Annotated in this window: 18 protein-coding genes and 1 riboswitch; of the genes, 8 read left to right on the top strand and 10 right to left on the bottom strand. The window is 68.3% G+C overall.

Translation table 11 applies throughout. The features are described 5' to 3' along the window. Positions 1 to 338: 338 nt before the first annotated feature. The 4 genes from U4Z31_RS04460 to U4Z31_RS04445 all read right to left on the bottom strand — a co-directional run bounded on the left by U4Z31_RS04460 (position 339) and on the right by U4Z31_RS04445 (position 3,436). Positions 339 to 1,115 carry a glucose 1-dehydrogenase gene (locus U4Z31_RS04460; protein WP_321809547.1) on the bottom strand — a complete coding sequence of 259 codons (777 nt, stop codon included), beginning with the start codon at positions 1,113 to 1,115 and terminating at the stop codon, positions 339 to 341. 131 nt (positions 1,116 to 1,246) lie between these two features. Then, positions 1,247 to 2,002 (bottom strand): SDR family NAD(P)-dependent oxidoreductase, encoded by a 756-nt coding sequence (locus tag U4Z31_RS04455; protein ID WP_044844604.1) that lies wholly within the window; start codon positions 2,000 to 2,002, stop codon positions 1,247 to 1,249. A gap of 9 nt (positions 2,003 to 2,011) precedes the next feature. Then, complete coding sequence (locus U4Z31_RS04450; protein WP_044844605.1) at positions 2,012 to 2,878, bottom strand: SDR family NAD(P)-dependent oxidoreductase; 867 nt, start codon at positions 2,876 to 2,878, stop codon at positions 2,012 to 2,014. 57 nt (positions 2,879 to 2,935) lie between these two features. Continuing rightward, positions 2,936 to 3,436: a nuclear transport factor 2 family protein gene (locus tag U4Z31_RS04445; protein WP_124484721.1), complete on the bottom strand. Its 501-nt coding sequence runs from the start codon at positions 3,434 to 3,436 to the stop codon at positions 2,936 to 2,938. Positions 3,437 to 3,655: 219 nt separating this feature from the next. Between U4Z31_RS04445 and U4Z31_RS04440 the strand changes: the two genes are divergently transcribed. Next, entirely contained in the window at positions 3,656 to 4,177 is a 522-nt protein-coding gene (locus U4Z31_RS04440; RefSeq protein ID WP_321809546.1) for a nuclear transport factor 2 family protein, read from the top strand. Between the two features lie 50 nt (positions 4,178 to 4,227). Continuing rightward, the gene (locus tag U4Z31_RS04435; protein ID WP_321795706.1) at positions 4,228 to 4,944 is read left to right on the top strand and encodes an EthD domain-containing protein; all 717 of its coding nucleotides are present in this window, start codon (positions 4,228 to 4,230) and stop codon (positions 4,942 to 4,944) included. Between the two features lie 64 nt (positions 4,945 to 5,008). Here the strand turns inward: U4Z31_RS04435 and U4Z31_RS04430 are convergent, their stop codons facing one another. Further along, positions 5,009 to 6,595 (bottom strand): isocitrate lyase, encoded by a 1,587-nt coding sequence (locus U4Z31_RS04430; protein ID WP_044844609.1) that lies wholly within the window; start codon positions 6,593 to 6,595, stop codon positions 5,009 to 5,011. A gap of 412 nt (positions 6,596 to 7,007) precedes the next feature. On the opposite strand from U4Z31_RS04430, the gene U4Z31_RS04425 reads away from it, so the two are divergent. The 4 genes from U4Z31_RS04425 to U4Z31_RS04410 all read left to right on the top strand — a co-directional run bounded on the left by U4Z31_RS04425 (position 7,008) and on the right by U4Z31_RS04410 (position 9,585). Beyond that, complete coding sequence (locus U4Z31_RS04425; protein ID WP_124522874.1) at positions 7,008 to 7,529, top strand: YbaK/prolyl-tRNA synthetase associated domain-containing protein; 522 nt, start codon at positions 7,008 to 7,010, stop codon at positions 7,527 to 7,529. After that, on the top strand, positions 7,526 to 8,164 hold the full coding sequence (locus U4Z31_RS04420; protein WP_321809545.1) for a transcriptional regulator: 639 nt from the start codon (positions 7,526 to 7,528) through the stop codon (positions 8,162 to 8,164). The genes U4Z31_RS04425 and U4Z31_RS04420 overlap by 4 nt, the downstream gene beginning before the upstream one ends. A gap of 57 nt (positions 8,165 to 8,221) precedes the next feature. Beyond that, the gene (locus U4Z31_RS04415; protein ID WP_321809544.1) at positions 8,222 to 9,196 is read left to right on the top strand and encodes a threo-3-hydroxy-L-aspartate ammonia-lyase; all 975 of its coding nucleotides are present in this window, start codon (positions 8,222 to 8,224) and stop codon (positions 9,194 to 9,196) included. Positions 9,197 to 9,327: 131 nt separating this feature from the next. Then, positions 9,328 to 9,585 carry a hypothetical protein gene (locus U4Z31_RS04410; protein ID WP_124523997.1) on the top strand — a complete coding sequence of 86 codons (258 nt, stop codon included), beginning with the start codon at positions 9,328 to 9,330 and terminating at the stop codon, positions 9,583 to 9,585. Positions 9,586 to 9,640: 55 nt separating this feature from the next. On the opposite strand, the gene U4Z31_RS04405 is transcribed toward U4Z31_RS04410, so the two are convergent. The 5 genes from U4Z31_RS04405 to U4Z31_RS04385 are packed head-to-tail and all read right to left on the bottom strand — an operon-like array spanning position 9,641 to position 13,401. Continuing rightward, positions 9,641 to 10,465, bottom strand: a complete 825-nt coding sequence (locus U4Z31_RS04405) for an SDR family NAD(P)-dependent oxidoreductase (RefSeq protein WP_124522869.1) — start codon at positions 10,463 to 10,465, stop codon at positions 9,641 to 9,643. A gap of 1 nt (position 10,466) precedes the next feature. Continuing rightward, entirely contained in the window at positions 10,467 to 11,342 is an 876-nt protein-coding gene (locus tag U4Z31_RS04400) for an SDR family NAD(P)-dependent oxidoreductase (protein WP_321809543.1), read from the bottom strand. Between the two features lie 43 nt (positions 11,343 to 11,385). Continuing rightward, on the bottom strand, positions 11,386 to 12,378 hold the full coding sequence (locus U4Z31_RS04395; RefSeq protein WP_321809542.1) for an NADP-dependent oxidoreductase: 993 nt from the start codon (positions 12,376 to 12,378) through the stop codon (positions 11,386 to 11,388). Between the two features lie 56 nt (positions 12,379 to 12,434). After that, the gene (locus tag U4Z31_RS04390) at positions 12,435 to 13,067 is read right to left on the bottom strand and encodes a Dabb family protein (protein WP_321809541.1); all 633 of its coding nucleotides are present in this window, start codon (positions 13,065 to 13,067) and stop codon (positions 12,435 to 12,437) included. Beyond that, the gene (locus U4Z31_RS04385; protein WP_044844617.1) at positions 13,057 to 13,401 is read right to left on the bottom strand and encodes a hypothetical protein; all 345 of its coding nucleotides are present in this window, start codon (positions 13,399 to 13,401) and stop codon (positions 13,057 to 13,059) included. Before U4Z31_RS04385 ends, U4Z31_RS04390 begins: the two co-directional genes overlap by 11 nt. Positions 13,402 to 13,570: 169 nt before the next feature. Between U4Z31_RS04385 and U4Z31_RS04380 the strand changes: the two genes are divergently transcribed. Continuing rightward, positions 13,571 to 14,614, top strand: a complete 1,044-nt coding sequence (locus tag U4Z31_RS04380; protein WP_321809540.1) for a helix-turn-helix transcriptional regulator — start codon at positions 13,571 to 13,573, stop codon at positions 14,612 to 14,614. A 110-nt stretch (positions 14,615 to 14,724) separates the two neighbouring features. After that, positions 14,725 to 14,918, top strand: a riboswitch (cobalamin riboswitch). Positions 14,919 to 15,245: 327 nt separating this feature from the next. Continuing rightward, positions 15,246 to 17,174, top strand: coding sequence for a TonB-dependent receptor domain-containing protein (locus U4Z31_RS04375; protein WP_321809539.1), 1,929 nt, complete (start codon positions 15,246 to 15,248; stop codon positions 17,172 to 17,174). The last annotated feature ends 83 nt before the right edge of the window (positions 17,175 to 17,257 follow it).

The raw sequence follows: 17,257 nt of genomic DNA, 5'->3' as shown, positions 1-17,257 counted from the left end.
CCATGCAAGCAACCTGCCGTACAACTCCATATCGGCCAGCATACCATCGCCGTTATTGGGCTGGCGTTGCGTTGCAACAAGAAACAACTGTGTCGACGCGCCGGCACGCCGCTTGCCGGCAGGTCCTTTTTTTGCGCCGCCGTGTGCGCTTTGGGGACGAAACGGCTGGAACGTCCGTCCGGCAAGGGTTTCGCAATAACGCAAAATCGGCGCGACAGGTTCGCATGCGACGCACCCGAACCGTCGCCGTCCGAATTCACGTTTTCGCTACTCAGGCAAACCCTGAATTAGGTTGCGTACACAAACATCCGTCGCGCACGCGTTGTGTACGCTACCGCTCAAAACGGCGCGCCGGGCAATCCGGGGTAATACGCGCCCGCCGCCATCCCGCCGTCGACCGACAGTTCGGCGCCGTTGCAGTACGACGCTTCGTCGCTTGCGAGAAACAGCGTCGCGCGCGCGATTTCTTCAGGCAAACCGACGCGCTGCAGCGGCACGTGCGTGTAGTGCTTGTTGACTTCGTCGAGCGGTGCGCCGGTCGGGTTCGACATCGCGGTGTTCACGCCACCGGGATGGATCGAATTCACGCGCACGCCCTGGTGGCCGAGTTCGAGCGCCGCCACCTTCGTCAGCCCGCGCACGCCCCATTTGCTCGAGACGTAGGCGGCCAGCGCATTCACGCCGCGCAGTCCGTCCACCGACGAAATGTTGACGATCGACCCGCGCTTTTGCGCGATCATGCGCGGCGCGATCGTATGGATGCCGACGAACGTGCCGACCAGATTGATCGACACCGCACGCTCGAAATCGCGCTTCGACAACTCGGTGATCGCGCCGAACATCAGCACCGCCGCGTTGTTGACGAGCACGTCGATGCGGCCGAACTGCTCGACGGTCGCGTCGGCCACGCGTTGCCAGTTTGCTTCGTCGGCCACGTCGAGCCGCATGAAGCGCGCGGCGTCGCCGAGCTCGCGCGCGAGCGCCTCGCCTTCCGCGTCGAGCACGTCGGCGATCACGACGCGCGCGCCCTCTCCGACGAACAGCCTGCACGTCGCCGCGCCCATTCCGCGCGCGCCGCCCGTGACGATCGCTACCTTTCCTTCCAGTCGACTCATGTCGTTCTCTCTTCGATGCGTTTCGATTTCAGTTCCGGTTCCGGTTCCGTTTGCTGGCCGCCACGCCCGGCTGCACGCCGGTGCGCGGCCGATCACGAGCTGACGACGACGCGGCGATCCCGCGCCAGCCGTCAGCCCCAGTACGCCTGCCCGCCGTCGAGCGGCAGCGTCGCGCCCGTCAGGTAGGCCGCATCGCGGCTCGCGAGAAACACGATCGCGCGCCCGATGTCCTGCTCGCAGTCGCCGACGCGGCCGAGCGGGATCGTGCGGAAGAACGCGGCGGCCTCGTCCGGGTTCGCGTCGACCCAGCCCTTCAGCCCCGGCGACAGCGCATGCGGCGCGACCGCGTTCACGCGGATGCCGTCGGCGCCCCATTCGCATGCCGCCGCACGCGTGAGCGCACGAATCGCTTCCTTGGTTGCCGCATAGGCGCCGTAACCCGACGTGTCCCAGCGCACCGCGGCCGACGATGCGAAATTGACGATCACGCCATCGCCCTTCAGATGCGGATGACACGCGCGCATCATCCGCAGGGTGGCGATCGGCCCCGATTCGAGGCCCGCGAGAAAATCCGCGTCGGTCACGTCGAGCAGGCGGCCGAGCGGTACGACCTGCGCGTTGTTGATCAGGATCTGCACGCCGCGAAACCGCTCGACCACCGCATCGACGCACTGCACGATCTGCGCGGCGTCCATCACGTCGCACACGAACGGCTCCGCGACCCCGCCGCGTGCGCGAATCGCATCGCACGTCGCGGCCAGCTTGTCGCGTGTGCGGCCGACCACGGCCACCTGCGCGCCTTCGGCCGCGAGCGCGTGCGCGACACCTTGCCCGACGCCCTGCCCCGCGCCCGTCACGAGCGCGACCTTGCCCTTGAGGATGCCCATGCGCGCTCCTTAAGCGACGATTGCCGGATGCGCCTGCACAGGGCCACCGAGCAGTTCGCGATACGACGGCGGCTGCTTGCCGTCGAGATCGGCAATGCCGTATTGCAGCGCGGCTTCCGCGCCGACCAGCACCTGCCCCGACAGCGCCATGCGCTGCGGATCGGCGTGGATCGCGTGAATCACGCGGCCGGTGAATTCCGGGCTTTCGGCGACGAGCGAGAATTCCTTGTACAGGTCCGGATGCTCGTCCCACACGCGCGTCGTGCGCTCGGTGCGCAGCGGCCCCATCCAGATCGACACGGCCGCGACGTCGAACGGCTTCAGGTCGACCGCCATGTCCTTCGCGAACTTGTCGACACCGGATTTCTGCGCGCCGTACGCGGCGCCGTGCATGTAGCAGCTCGCGCCGAACGACGACGTGAACGCGATCAGCCCGCTGCGGCGCTTCGCCATCAGCGGCGCGGCATGCCAGCTCGCGACATAGGCCGAACGCAGCCCGACGTCGAGGATGTTCACGAGGTCGAGCGACTTCTCCCAGAACGGGCCCGGCAGGATCAGCTGGTCGTGCAGATACGTCGCGTTGTTGACGAGGATGTCGAGCCGCCCGCTTTCCCGTTCGACACGCTCGAACAGCGCCTTCACCTGCGCGTCGTCCGCGTGGTCGCACGCGACCGCGATCCCGCGGCCGCCGAGCGCGTCGATCTCGCGCGCGGTCTCGTGGATCGTGCCGGGCAGCGGCGCATCGCCTTCGTTCTGCGAGCGGCCCGTCACGTAGACGGTCATGCCGGCCGCACCGAGCGCGCGCGCGATGCCCTTGCCTGCGCCGCGCGACGCGCCCGTCACGACGGCGACCGGCGCCTCGTGGTTCTGTGTCATGTTCGATGTCTCCTGGGGGAATGTTCTCGACCGGCGCGGGGAGCGCGCGTCGTTTCGTTATGCGGCAGGCGGCTGCGCGCCGGCGAACAGCACGCCCGGCGCATCGCCGTCGTAGCGGGCCGACAGCGTCGACGTGACGACGCAGCGCGTGGCCGCGATCTTCCATTCGCCGTCGACCTTCCGGTATTCGTCGTCGTAGGTCGCGCCCAGCTGCGTGAGCGTGCGCGCATCGGTGTCGAGCATCTGGTAATGCAGGCCCCACGTGCCGCGCGCATGCGTGTCGTCGAGCACGGTGATGTGCGGATTCACGCCGTGGTGCATCTCGACGATGTGCGGGTGGCAACCGAGCCGCTCGAATACGTCGACGAGCGCGTCGCGATGCTCGAACGTGCCGATCCGGCCATAGTCGATGTGCACGGTGCCGGGCGCGAAGCAGTCGCGCATCCCTTGCGGATCCTTCCGGTCGCAGCACGTGAAGTAGCGGGCCTTCAGCTGGCGGATTGCGTCGGCGTCCTCGAGCCTGCGCACGCGCACTTCCATTCGTTCGATCGGGGTCATGCCGTCTCCTTGGTCTCGTGTGCGCGGATCGAAGCCGCGTCGACGCCACGTTACAGCCGCACGAATGGCCGGCCATCACCTGTTTGGATGAAACCGAGGGTTCGTATCGACGGCGGTGAATGCGGCGGTCGCGGCCGTCGCGGCGTTCGTCCGAACAGACGATGTGACGCAGGCGGCTTCGTTCCTACCATCGGACGACACCACCACGGAGACACGGCGATGGACGAGACGACCCGCACGCTCTACGAGTACGAGCAGATCCGCCAGCTGAAGTACCGGTATTTCCGCGCGATCGACACGCACGACTGGGCGTTGCTCGAACAATGCGTGACCGAGGATTGCGAGGTGCGGCTGCAAGGCGGCCGCTATGCGTACGACGGCCGCGACGCATTCGTGTCGAGCCTGCGTGCGTTGATCGGCAAACCGACCTTCCTGACGATGCATCACGGCCATCACCCCGAGCTCACGCTGGTGTCCGCCGATCACGCGTGCGGCGTGTGGTTTCTCGAGGATCACGCGATCAATCTCGAGGAAAACTACCTGATGCACGGCGCCGCGTTCTACGACGACCAGTACGTGAAGCGCGACGGCGTGTGGCGCATTCACGCGACACGCCACGAGCGCCTGTTCGAAACCGTCACGTCGCCGATTCCGCCGTCGTTCACGCTGACCGCGAACCGCTTCGCGCCGCACGCGCACGACGCAACGCGCCCGGCCGATTCGGCCGTCAACGCTTCCTGAAACCCGGCGGCAGCGCCGCCGATCCCGTCATTCCCCCTGGAGCCGGAGCAATGGAGAAAGTCATTTACGTGTTGTGGCGCGACGCGCAGGTCGCGCCCGAGCCGTGGAGCCGCAGCGTGCGCGCGCAGCTCGCCGACAAGCTGCTGTCGCTCGGCGCGCACGGCGTGCAGGTGAACGTCGCCGACGCCGACGTCGCGCCGGCCGCCGGCCTCAAGCAGACCAACACGCACCCGGGCATCGACGGCATCGTCGCGGTATGGATCGACAGTGCGAACCCGATGTTCCGCCAGCCGTTCGACGACGCGGTGCGCGCGGTCGTCCCGCACATGGCCGCGTATCTCGTCACCGAATCGCAGCCGATTCCGAACACGCGCTTTCCCGCGCGGCCCGGCGAGCGCACCAGCGGCTTCTCGCAGCTCGCGTTCCTGAAGCGCCCGCCGCGCCTCACGCACGAAGCGTGGCTCGATGTCTGGCACGGCCATCACACGCGCGTCGCGATCGATACTCAGGACAACTTCCTGTATGTGCAGAACGTGGTCGTGCGCGCGCTCACGCATGCTGCGCCCGGCTACGACGCGATCGTCGAGGAGTGCTTCCCGGCCGCGGCGATGACCGATCCGTACGCGTTCTTCGATGCGGTCGGCGACGAGGAGAAATTCCAGCGCAACGTCGCGGAGATGATGGACAGCTGCGGACGCTTCATCGACTTCGACAAGATCGACGTGGTGCCGACGAGCCAGTACGTCGTGAAGGCGGTGCGCGGATAAAACGTGTATAAAAAAAACGCCAACCCGTCATGAACGGGTTGGCGTCGTGCCGCGGGTATGACGATTACGAGAACTGGTTCATCGTGTTGTCCTTGCCCGCCGCCTTCAGCGCTGCTTCGCCGCTGAAGTATTCCTTGTGGTCGTCGCCGATATCCGAGCCGGACATGTTCTGGTGCTTGACGCACGCGATGCCCTGGCGGATTTCCTTGCGCTGCACGCCGGCCACGTAACCGAGCATGCCCTGGTCGCCGAAGTATTCCTTCGCGAGGTTGTCGGTCGACAGCGCGGCCGTGTGGTACGTCGGCAGCGTGATCAGGTGATGGAAGATGCCGGCTTCACGCGAGGCATCGGCCTGGAACGTGCGGATCTTCTCGTCGGCGAGCTTGGCCAGTTCGGTCTCGTCGTACTCGACGCTCATCAGCTGCGCGCGGTCGTAGGCCGACACGTCCTTGCCCGCGGCCTTCAGCGCGTCATATGCCTGCTGACGGAAGTTCAGCGTCCAGTTGAACGACGGGCTGTTGTTGTACACCAGCTTCGCGTTCGGGATGACCTTGCGGATTTCGCTGACCATGCCGCCGATCTGCGCGATGTGCGGCTTTTCGGTTTCGATCCACAGCAGGTCGGCGCCGTTCTGCAGCGACGTGATGCAGTCGAGCACGCAGCGTGCTTCGCCCGTGCCGGCGCGGAACTGGAACAGGTTGCTCGGCAGGCGCTTCGGACGCAGCAGCTTGCCGTCGCGCTTGATGACGACGTCACCGTTGCCCAGCTGGTCGGCCGACAGTTCCTCGCAGTCGAGGAACGCGTTGTACTGGTCGCCCAGGTCGCCCGGCGCGTTGGTCACGGCGATCTGCTTGGTCAGGCCGGCGCCGAGCGAGTCGGTACGGGCGACGATGATGCCGTCGTCCACGCCCAGTTCCAGGAACGCGTAGCGGATCGCGCGGATCTTCGCGAGGAAGTCCTCGTGCGGCACCGTGACCTTGCCGTCCTGGTGGCCGCACTGCTTCTCGTCGGACACCTGGTTCTCGATCTGGATGCAGCACGCGCCCGCTTCGATGAACTGCTTGGCCAGCAGGTAGGTCGCTTCCGCGTTGCCGAAACCGGCGTCGATGTCGGCGATGATCGGCACGACGTGCGTCACGTGGTTGTCGATCTTTTCCTGGATCGCGGCCTTGGCAGCGGCGTCCTTCGCAGCATCGAGCTCGCGGAACAGGCCGCCGAGTTCACGTGCATCGGCCTGGCGCAGGAACGTGTACAGCTCGCGGATCAGCGCGCTGACCGAGGTCTTTTCGTGCATCGACTGGTCCGGCAGCGGGCCGAACTCCGAGCGCAGCGCGGCGACCATCCAGCCCGACAGGTACAGGTAACGGCGTTCGGTGCTGTTGAAGTGCTTCTTGATGGAAATCATCTTCTGCTGGCCGATGAAGCCGTGCCAGCAACCCAGCGACTGCGTGTACTTGGCCGGGTCGGCGTCGTACGCGGCCATGTCGGCGCGCATGATCTTCGCGGTGTACTTCGCGATGTCGAGCCCCGTCTTGAACTTGTTCTGGGCACGCATGCGGGCCGCATACTCGGGGCTGATGGCATTCCACGCGCTGCCGTGGTTTTCCTTCAAGCCAGCCACTGCCTTGATGTCGTCTTGATATTGGGACATGTCAATCTCCTGGGAACGAAGCGCATTTGAGTAAAGGGTTCAGCGTGCCCGCTCCGTGTGACGAAGCGAACTGCATGGACTCAATGGTAACGCCGCGCGACGCACTGTCGAGCAACTCTTATATAAGACATAAGATATAAATTCTGCTTGTTTTTCAATGAGATAAGCAACGCGTTTTGCGATGCAAAACAGGTTTTCAAGCGGCGGGAAGATGACGCGGCCGGAATTCGGCGCACATTCCGCGATATGAAACGGCCTTTCGGCAGTTGGTGGGAGGACAGGCTCGGCGATTCATGTTTCGCGCTTTTGCCACCGACATGACAAAACGTCTATACTTGGACAATCCATCGACGGCGAACCGACAGGCGCCGTCCCCGCGTACCGCGATGCGCGCCCTCCTGCCTGGAACCCCATGAGCGACTACCCCGTCTTCGACGCGCTGTGCGAACTGCTGAACACCTCCGGCGCGCGGTTCCGCGTGCTCGATCACCCGGCCGAAGGCAAATCCGACGCGATCGCCGCGCTTCGCGGCACGCGTCCCGAACAGGGCGCGAAGGCGATGCTCTGCACGTTCAAGGACGGCGGCGACGCCACCGCGCTCGCGGTGATCCCCGGCCACCTGAAGATCGACTTCCGCAAGGTCGCCGACGCGGTCGGCCGCCGCAAGGCGACGCTCGCGCCGCCCGAACTCGCCGCCGCGGTCACGCGCTGCGTGATGGGCGCCGTGCCGCCGTTCGTGTTCGACGCGAACGTGGCGCTCGTCGTCGACCCTGCCCTTATCGAACTCAACGACGAAATCGCGTTCAACGCGGGCCGCCTCGACCGCTCGGTCGTGCTCGACGCGTCCGACTACGTGCGGATCGCCCGCCCGCTGCTGGCCGACATCACGCGGCCGGAAACGACCGGCGCGCCCGTGCTCGAGGCCAGCGCATGAACACGCCCCGCCCCAGGCCGCAGTCGGAACAGGCGTCGCTGATCGAGCAGGTGCTGCGCATCGCCGAAGGGCTCGGCGCGATGTTCGCGCCGTTCACCGAAGTCGTCGTGCACGACCTGCGCACGCCGGAGCACGCGATCCTCGCGATCCACAACAACCTGTCGGGCCGCGCGATCGGCGATCCGGCGACCGAACTCGGGCTCGCCCGCGTCGCGGACGACGACTTCCCGCAGGTGCTCGCGAACTACGCGAACCGCTTCGCCGACGGCCGCACCGCGAAAAGCACGTCGATCGGCATCAAGGACTCGGGCGGCCGCTATGTGGCCGCGCTGTGCCTGAACGCGGACGTCACGCTGTTCCGCGGCTTCCAGGGGATGCTGAACCAGTTCTGCAGCACCGAAGGCGCGCCGGTCGCCGAAACGCTCGACCCGGCCGGCGCGGACGCGATCCGGCAGCGTATCGACGCGTTCGCGACGCGCCTCGCGACCACGCCGCGCGAGCTGAAGACCGACCAGCGCCGCGAGCTGATGCAGGCGCTGAAGGCGGACGGCTTCCTCGAGGTGCGCCGCGCGATGGAAATCGTCGCGCAGCACCTCGGCGTGTCGCGCGCCACTGTATACAACGATGCGAAATGATGCGCGCCCGCAGCGCGCCCCGCTTACCTGTTGACTGACTCTTCCGACGAGCGACTCATGAACACTCCGACCCTCCCCACCTACGACGACGTCGCGGCCGCCGCGGCGCGGCTCGACGGCCACGCGCACCGCACGCCCGTGATGACGTCGCGCACGATCGACGAAGCGCTCGGCGCACAGGTGTTCTTCAAGTGCGAGAACCTGCAGCGCATGGGCGCGTTCAAGTTCCGCGGCGCGTTCAACGCGTTGTCGCGCTTCGACGCGACGCAGCGGCGCCACGGCGGCGTCGCGTTCTCGTCCGGCAACCATGCGCAGGCGATCGCGCTGTCGGCGCGCATCCTCGGCATCCCGGCGACGATCGTGATGCCGCAGGACGCGCCGGCCGCGAAGATGGCCGCGACGCGCGGCTACGGCGGCAACGTCGTGACCTACGACCGCTATACCGAGGACCGCGAGCAGATCGGCCGCGAACTCGCGGAAAAGCACGGGCTCACGCTGGTGCCGCCCTACGACCACGCAGACGTGATCGCGGGCCAGGGCACGGCGGCGAAGGAGCTGTTCGACGAAGTCGGGCCGCTCGACGCGGTGTTCACGCCGCTCGGCGGCGGCGGCCTGCTGTCGGGCACGGCGCTCGCGACGCGCGCGCTGTCGCCGCACGCGAAGCTGTACGGCGTCGAGCCGGAAGCCGGCAACGACGGCCAGCAATCGTTCCGGTCCGGGTCGATCGTCCATATCGACACGCCGCGCACGATCGCCGACGGAGCGCAGACGCAGCACCTCGGCAACCTGACGTTCCCGATCCTGCGGCGCGACGTCGACGACATCCTGACGGCGACCGACGCGGAGCTGGTCGACTGCATGCGCTTCTTCGCGACCCGTATGAAGATTGTCGTCGAGCCGACCGGCTGCCTGTCGTTCGCGGCCGCGCGCCGGATGAAGGACGAACTGCAAGGCAAGCGCGTCGGCATCGTGATCAGCGGCGGCAACGTCGATCTCGAGAACTTCTGCGCGCTGGTATCCGCCTCCGCGTAATGCGTCGCGGCGCGCGGATGACCGCATGAACATCCTGTCATCCGCGCGCCGCCGCTCCTTCACGCCGCGTTAAGTTTCGCGCCCTAGACTGAATGCGTTGTCCCGCAGTCAGTCGTGAAGAAGGAGTCACCATGAACACGCACGCGATCGTCGCCGCCGCCCTCGCTGCAGCATCCCTTTCGGCGTTCGCTCAACCGGGCGTGACGTCATCCGGTTTTCCCGCCACGCTGCTGCACGCACCGCACGCCTCGGTCGCGCAGGCAGCCCACCGTTCGCCCGCCGCGCTGCCGCATGCCGGCTTCGTGCTCGCGAAGATCGATCAGAACAATACGCCGCCCGATCGCGGCGGCGACCCGAGCGGCCGCACGCACGGCGGCATGCATATGTAACGCGGGTCACTTTGCGTGAGCCGGCCGCGTCGGTCGGCCGGCCCGCGTCACGCCATCACAACGACGGCAGCGACGGATCGCGCGCGGCGAGGATGTCCGCGGTGCGCCGCTGCAGCGCGCCGTCGAGCGTCTCCGGCTGCGGAATCAGCCAGTAGCGCCCGTCGCGAATGCCGTCGAACGCGCGCGCCGCGAACACGTCGGGCGTGAGCCCGTGCGCGTTCAGCATCGCGCGCATCGTATCGACGAAGCCCTGTACTTCGGGCCGGTCGTGCGCGGCGCCGAACGGGTCGTTGAAGATGCCCGTCTGCACCGGGCCCGGCGCGAGCAGCGACACGCCGACCGGCGCGCCGAGCATCTTCAGTTCGCCGTACAGCGATTCGGTCAGCGCGACCACCGCGAATTTCGTCGCCGAGTAAGGCGACATCAGCGGGCTCGGCAGGAACCCGCCGACCGACGCGGTATTGACGACGCGCGCCGGCACGTTGCGCTCGAGCATGCGTGGCACGAAGCTGCGGATCCCGTTCATCACGCCGTGCACGTTGATCGCGACGCTGCGCTCGAACCGTTCCGGCGTGATTTCCCAGCTGAAGCCGGTCGCCATCACACCCGCGTTGTTGAACAGCAGGTCGACGCCGCCGAAGCGCCGCCAGGCGGCGTCGGCCAGCGCGTCGACGGCTTCCGGGCGGCTGACGTCGGTCGGCACGCACAGCACGTCGGTGTCGAGCGTCGCGGCGAACGCGTCGAGCTTCGCCGGGTCGAGGTCGGCCAGCACCACGCGCATCCCGAGCGCGGCCGCGTGGCGCGCGAGCCCGCTGCCGATGCCGCTGGCCGCGCCGGTGATCACGGCGGTGCCGCCGTCGAAGCGAATCGGGTTCGTCATGTCACAGTCCTGCCGGGTCGATATGGGGATGCGCGTACGCCGGAATCTCGGGCGGCGGCAATGGCGTGCGGCCGTCGAGCGAGCGCACCGCGAGCCCCTGCGACAGCGGGAAATGCAGGCTGTGCGTGACGAGGCCCGTGCGCTCACGCGCCGGCAGGCTGCACAGCGCGAGCGCGGTTTCCGCCAGATACGCGACGTCCTCGGTCGGATAGCCTTCGGGGATATAGCGGGCCGCGCCCGGCGTGCGGATCGCGGTGCTCGGCGCGACCAGGTTCACCGCGATGCCGTCGGCTTCGAGTTCGGCCGCGAGCCCCTGCGTGAAGCGCGACAGCGCGGCCTTGACCGCCGCATAGATGGTCGCGCCCCCCGCGCGCGCGAAGTCGTCGAACGGCCGCAGCGGCGCGAGCGCGGTGACCGAGCCGACGTTCACGATCCAGCCGGCGCCGCGCGCGCGCATCAGCGGAATCGCGGCCTGGCTCAGTGCGAACGGGATGCGCAGGTAGTGTTCGATCGTCGCGTCGAACATCGTCATCGGCATCGCGTCGACGCACGCATAGTCGGCCACGCCCGCGTTGTTCACGAGGATGTCGAGGCCGCCGGCCGCCTCGGCCGCGCGCGCGACGAGCGCATCGCGCTCGGCCGGCTTCGACAGGTCGGCCGCGAGTGCGATCGCGCGGCCGCCGGCCTGTTCGATCAGCGCGACCGTTTCAGCGAGCGTGCCGGCGGTCGTCGCCGAGTGCGTGAGGCTGCGCGCCGTCACGACGACGGTCGCGCCTTCGGCTGCGAGGCGCTGCGCGATCGCGCGGCCGATGCCGCGGCTCGCGCCCGTCACGAGCGCGCATTTGCCCGCGAGGGTCGCGGTTCGGTGGTCGGTCATGATGTCTCCGGTGTAGATGATGGTGTGTCGGGGTCGTTATGCGTCAGCCCGCGATATCCGCAACGTGCAGCACGAACTTGGTTTTCGCGTCGCCCGTTTGAACGAGGTCGAGCGCGCGCGCCGCCTGTTCGAGCGGAAAACTGTCGAAGCGCGGCACGCGCAGCGTGCGCGTGCCGAGCCGCTCGGCGATCGATGAAAGCGTGGCGCCGCTCGGCATCCGGCTGTAGGTCATCGCGGTGCGCAGCCCGCGCCGCGCGGCCTCCGCGCCCGTCGCGGCCAGCCGCTGCGCATCGCCGGGCGCGAGCGTCATGATAGTCACGAGCGTGCCGGCCGGCGCCAGCAGGTCGAGTGCGGCGGGCAGCGTGTCGCCGCCGACCGCATCGAGCACGAGATCGACGCCGCAGGGCGCCCACGCCCGCACGGCCGTCGCGATGTCCTGCGCGCGATAGTCGATGCTCGCCGCCGCGCCGAGCGCTTCGACGCTCGCGCGGTTGCGTGCCGAGCACGTCGCCGCGACGCGTGCGCCGGCCTGCGCGGCAAGCTGGATCGCGAAGGTGCCGACCGCGCCCGCGCCGCCGTGCACCAGCACGGTCTGCCCGGCCCGCAGCCCGCCGTCGTCGAACAGGCCCGCCCATGCGGCCAGCGCGGGCGTCGGCGTGGCGGCCGCTTCCGCGAAGCCGACCGCGTCGGGCAGGCGCACGACCGAGTCGTGCCGCACCGCGACGTATTCCGCATACGCGCCCCAGCGCCCCGCGCCGACGTCGGTCTGCGCGAACACGCGCATCCCGGGCGCGACACCTTCGACGCCGTCGCCGACCGCCGCCACCACACCGGCCGCGTCGAACCCGATCACGAATGGAAACGTCATTTGCATGAACGCGCCGAGATAGCCTTCGCGGCATTTCCAGTCGGCGGGATTGACGCCCGCGTACGCGACGCGGATCAGCACGTCGCCGGGGCCCGGCTTCGGGGCGGGAACGTCGGCCAGTCGCAGCGCGTCGGAATGGCCGACGCGGTCGATCAGCAAGGCTCGCATGGTGGTGTCTCCGGTGTTGTGGTTTGCATTGCGGCGGGTCGCGTGCGCGTCGCGCGTCACGCCGCCGTGTCGGCCAGCAGGCTCGACGCGAGCGGACAGAACGCGTGCGAGATCGCCTCGACCGTCCAGTCGGGGCTTTCGGCATCGAAGCGACGGTCGACCCAGCCCCAGTGATACGGATGCAACAGGTATTCGCCGAGCAGATCGCCGACGTGCGCGAATTCCTGTTGCCAGACGTGGGTCCACATGCCCGGCGTCACGATCCGGTTCAGTCGCCAGTTGCGGATGCCGGGCATGAATGCCGGCATGCGCAGCAGTTCGCGCTCGAGATCGCGCACCTGCGCTTCGGCGGCCGTGGGCCGCACGCGCAGCATCAGCGTGCGCCATATGCCGTCGTGCAGCGCCGGTTCGCACAGGCCGCCGCCGATCGCATGACACGCCGCGCCGTCGATCCGCACGACGCCCGGCAGGCCGGCCAGCGCGGCGAAATCCGGCGCGTGGCCGGTCGCCCGTTCGTCGCGCAGCACGTCGAGCGTGTAGTCGCCCGCGCCCCAGCAGCCGTCGAGATTGCGCGCGAGCGCCACGCGGGTCGCGCCCGGCAACGCCTGCGCGGCTTCGCGCAACGCGTGCTCGAATGCGCCGGCATCGCCGGTCGCCGAAACGAAAATCTGAGCCGTGTCATGCCGCATGGTCGACCTCCGTCAGGGCCGGCAGCGGCGCATCGGCATCCGTCATCACGTGGCGGCGGCGGGCGTCGCACAGTGCGTCGACGGCCATCCAGAACGCGACCACGTCGCCGTCGGTCAACGCGCGCATCCGGTAGTACGACGGCGCATCGGCGACCTGCCACGTCAGCCACAGCGTGCTCGGCTGCCCCGGCACCGCGACGGGCGGCGACACCCAGCGGCCGGCCGCCGTCAGTCCGCGTGCCGCGTGGCCCGGCAAATAGCGGTCGCGCAGCAGCGCCAGCACATCGGGAATGCGCTCGGGCGCGAGCGTGATTTCGTCTACGATCTGAATCATTCGCGGGTCGTCTCGGGTGGTTCGTGGCGGGATGCGATGCCGGCCGCCTACGCCGTTCCGGCGAGGCCGGAAGCGGCCGGCGTGAGTAGCATTCTTGCGTGGCGGCGGCCGACGAACCCCTACCGGCACGCTCACCGGCCCCTGTCAGGACGCTCAAACCGGGAGACATATGAAACAGCGTGCATTGCCGGCACGCGGCCGCGTGCTACCGGGCCTCGGTGCCCGTCTGCTCGACGAACTGGCGCGCAGCGGCGTGCCGCCGGCGCAACGGCCTGCGCCGACGGCCGTTGCTGCTGCGTCGACGACGACACCCGGCTTCGTCGCGCTGTACCGCGACGCGATCGAGCGGCTCGAGGCGCAGGTCGCGCGCGGCGACGGCCATCCGCCGATGCGCAAGCAGGAAGTCGACCTGATGTGCCGGTGCCTCCTCAGTTGCGCGACGCTCGCCGACGCGATCCGCTGCGCCGCCGAGTTCTGCGAGATGCTGACGCCGCGCGCCGGCGCGCTGTCGCTCGCGGTGCGCGACGGACGCGCGACGTTCCGGATGGATTCGCTGCGGCGCACGCGCAGCCCCGCCGCGTGCCTCGTCGACCTGACGGGGCTGTTCTGCTATCTGCAACTGTTCGGCTGGCTGATCGGGCAGCCGCTGCGGCCGGACGAAGTCTGGCTCGGCCATCCGCGCCGCGAAGACGCGATGCCGCTGCTCGGGCTGTTCAACGCGCCGGTCGACGTCGGCCGCAAGACCTACGGCTTCGCGTTCGACGCGGTGCGGCTCGATGCGCGCGTGATCCGCCAGCCGGGCGAGCTGGCCGCGTTTCTCGTCGATTTTCCGTTTCGGCTGATCGATGCCGCGCCGGCCGTCGTGTCATGGGCGCAGCAGGTGCGCGGCTTTCTCGATGCGGCGCTCGCGCGCGAACAGGCGCTGCCCGCGCTCGCGGCGCTGGCGACATGGCTCGGCGTCAGCGAAGCGACGTTGCGGCGGCGGCTGGCGGCCGAAGGCAGCGGCTATCACGCATTACGCGAACAGTGCCTCGCCGACGTCGCGCGGCGCTGCCTGCGCGAGTCGGACTGGCCGGTCGCGCGGATCGCCGCGCATCTCGGGTTCGGTGGCGAAGAAGCGTTTCGGCGGGCGTTCGTGCGATGGACGGGCATCGCGCCGAGCCGGTTCCGGCGCGATTGCAGCGTCGCTGGCGGTGCGTTTCGTCAGACATGAAACGCGGTGCGAAGGCTCGAATTGAAATGATTTCGAAAGCATCCGGCGAGCACTGACGTTTTTTCGCATCCCTGCGCACTTCGATAATTGACGCACCGGCGCGCTCGCCATTACGCTTGCGCGCTGATGGTTCCCGGGAACGGGATCAAAAGGGAACGCAGGAGAGGCCGTGCCTCGAATCTGCGGCTGCCCCCGCAACTGTGAGCGGCGAATCCGCACCACCTCATGCCACTGGGAAACCGGGAAGGCCGGTGCGAATAGCGACCCGCGAGCCAGGAGACCTGCCATCGACCCGAGGTCCAAGCAGCCGCACCGGGCGGGGTGTCCCGATGCGCCAGCACCGCCTTTGGCGGTCGCCCCGTTGCATGGACGGCCCGACCTCAGGACCCTTCAGATGTCCGATCTTTCCGCCTCCGCTTCCACGCCGGAAGCGTCGTGCCGTTGCGCGGCCAGTCTGCGCCGCGTGTCCGCACGCGTGTGCCGCGCCGTGTCGTGCGGCACGCGTCATGACGACACGCGTGAATGCCGCCCATACTGCCCGGTCCCGCGATAGACCAACGATAACCAGGCGGTACTCGCTGCCCCCCGCTTACGCGCGCCGTACCTGCAACACGATCACCCTCGCTGCCTCATGAATCTTCGCCACCTTCTCGCCACGTCCGCCGCCACGGCGCTGCTCTCCCCGATCGCCCACGCCGCCGGCGACATGCCGCCCGCGCAGCCGCCCCAACCCGCCGAAGGCGCCGACCTGCCGACGATCAGCGTGACCGACACGCGGCATCTGCCCGAGTCGTTCGACCAGCGCTATGCGACGACGCAGGTGCTCACGCGCGCCGATCTCGACCGGCTGTCGCCGAGCGACCCGAGCATCACGCAGGCGCTCGCGACGCTGCCGGGCGTGACCGTCTCGCAGAACGGCGGCCCGGGTTCGTCGGCGTCGGTCAGCATCCGCGGCTCGTCGGCCAGCCAGGTCGCGGTGTTCATCGACGGCATCCGGATCGGCTCGCCGACCACCGGCATCGCGCCGTGGGCCGACCTGCCGACCGAAGCGTTCGAGCGCGTCGAGGTGATCTCGGGGCCGGCCGCCGCGTCGTTCGGCGCGAACGCGATGGGCGGCGTCGTGCAGCTGTTCACGCGCCGCGCCGCCGGCCAGCCGAACCAGACCACCGTGTCGTTCGGCGGCGGCTCGAACAAGACCTTCGACACGCAGTTGCGCACGTCGGGCACCATTCCGTCGACAGGGCCGCTCGCCGCGCTGGGTGGCCTCACCTACACGCTCGGCCTGCACGACTACAACACGGCGGGCATCGACGCAACGCGGCCCGTGTTGCCCTACCACGAAGACGGCCGCAATCCGTATCACGCGCAGGACCTCGATGCGCGCCTCGGCTATGCGCGCGACAACTGGTCGATCTCGACGTTCGCGCTGTACCACCGCTCCGACCTGTCCTATGACAACGCCGGCTTCGCGAACCGCGAGCTCGATCATCAGCTGACGACCGGCCTCGCGTTCCATCTCGACGTCACGCCCGACACGCAGTTCGACCAGTCGTTCGGTTATGCGAATGATCGCCAGTTCCTGTACGCGAGCGACCCGGCCATCCCGACCGACCAGATCAACTCGCAGCGCATCAGCTCGTCGACGTCGCTGACCCATCAGGCGCACGGCTTCCACCTGTTCGGCCTGCCGCTGTCGGGCGAGACGAAGGTGGCGTACGACTTCACGCGCGAACAGGCGTTCCTGCCGGTCGACGTGCCGGACGGCGTGCCGACGCGCAACGATTCCGCGTTCTCGCTGCATCAGTCGGCGACGCTCGGCAGCGTGACGATGTTCGTCGCGGGCCGCCACGAGATCATCGCCGGGAAGGCCGTGAACACCGGCAACGCCGCGCTGTCGTGGGCCATCACGCCGGTCTATACGGCGCGCGTGTCCTACGGCAATGCGTTCCGCCTGCCGTCGTTCAACGACCTGTACTACCCGGGCTACGGCAATCCGGACCTGAGCCCGGAACGCAGCGATTCGGTCGAGGCCGCGCTCGACGCGAACACCGCGTACGGCACGTTCAGCGCCGCGATCTACGACACGCGCGTCAGCAACCTGATCGCGTACAACCCCGCGACGTTCTCGCCGATCAACATCGGCCGTGCGCATATCCGCGGCATCGACCTGTCGTACAAGGGCACGATCGGCCGCTATACGCCGGTCAGCGTCGCGATCGGGATCCTGAATCCGCAGGACGAGACCAACGACAGCTGGCTCAACCGCCGGCCGCGCCAGACCGTCAGCGTGAACGTCGACCACACGTGGGACGAATTCCATCTGCACGCGCTGAGCACGGGCGCGTCGCTGAGCTACGGCGGCACGACGTTCGACGATCCGGCCAACACGACGTACCTGCCGTCGTACCTGAGCGTGAACCTGCGCGCGTCGTACAGGATCAACGCGCACCTGACGGTGTCCGCCACGCTGTCGAACCTGTTCGACCGTCAGTACATGACCGCGTACGGCTACAACACGCTCGGCCGCACGGCGTTCGGCAAGGTCAGCTATACGTTCTGAGCGAGGTGGCCGGTGCATCGGCGCCCAGGTTCGCGGGTGACGATGCCGACGGGTGTACGGGTGCCGGATGTCGTCGGCCGCGT

The organism is Burkholderia sp. BCC1985 (assembly GCF_905339915.1).
Lineage (GTDB): Bacteria > Pseudomonadota > Gammaproteobacteria > Burkholderiales > Burkholderiaceae > Burkholderia.
Note: the sequence above shows the minus strand (reverse complement) of the source record. Positions and strands in the feature narration are given on the sequence as shown.